The following is a 1,007-nucleotide window of genomic DNA, read 5'->3' as shown; positions in this document are numbered from 1 at the left end:
CAGCTCAAGCCTACACGCTTGCACCGGGACATCCAACACCCGGATCAGCTACCCTCCTGCGTCCCTCCTTCGCACACTCTACGAGGTACAGGAATATTAACCTGTTTCCCATCAACTACGCGTCTCCGCCTCGCCTTAGGGACCGACTAACCCTGGGAAGATTAACTTTACCCAGGAAACCTTGGGTTTACGGCGAAAGTGTTTCTCACACTTTTTGTCGTTACTCATGCCAGCATGTTCACTTCTCATTGCTCCAGCGTGCCTTCCGGCTTCACCTTCATCGCCTATGAGAACGCTCCCCTACCGCTCACGCAAAGCGTGAACCCGAAGCTTCGGTAGTATGCTTAGCCCCGTTACATTTTCGGCGCGGAGTCACTAGACCAGTGAGCTATTACGCTTTCTTTAAAGGATGGCTGCTTCTAAGCCAACCTCCTGGCTGTCTAAGCGACTCTACCACCTTTCCCACTGAGCATACATTTGGAGACCTTAGCTGTCGATTTGGGCTATTTCCCTTTTGACCATGGACCTTCGCACCCACAGTCTGACTCCCGGGCAACAACTCACGGCATTCGGAGTTTGAAAGGGTTTGGTAAGCGGGTAAGCCCCCTAGCCCTGTCAGTGCTCTACCTCCGTAAGTCTAATCCCGAGGCTATACCTCAATATATTTCGGGGAGAACCAGCTATCACCGAGTTTGATTGGCCTTTCACCCCTATCCACAAGTCATCCGAGCAATTTTCAACTTGCAACGGTTCGGCCCTCCACTCAGCTTTACCTGAGCTTCAGCCTGCTCATGGATAGATCACCCGGCTTCGGGTCTAATCCGCTGTACTAGTCGCCCTATTCAGACTCGCTTTCGCTTCGGCTCCACCTTACGGCTTAACCTTGCACAACAGATTAACTCGCTGGCCCATTATGCAAAAGGCACGCGGTCACGGAACAAGTCCGCTTCCACTGCTTGTAGGCAAACGGTTTCAGGTACTATTTCACTCCCCTCACAGGGGTACTT

The 1,007-nt window shown here is 52.3% G+C and carries 1 rRNA gene (cut by both window edges); it reads right to left on the bottom strand.

Annotated elements, in window-relative coordinates:
• Positions 1–1,007: ribosomal RNA gene (locus GGQ74_RS16145) — 23S ribosomal RNA — on the bottom strand (it extends past both window edges: 1,486 nt to the left, 523 nt to the right).

The organism is Desulfobaculum xiamenense (genome assembly GCF_011927665.1).
In the GTDB taxonomy this organism is placed as follows: Bacteria; Desulfobacterota; Desulfovibrionia; order Desulfovibrionales; family Desulfovibrionaceae; genus Desulfobaculum; species Desulfobaculum xiamenense.
The sequence above is the reverse complement of the archived record's forward strand: the minus strand, read 5'-3'. Positions and strand labels throughout refer to the sequence as shown.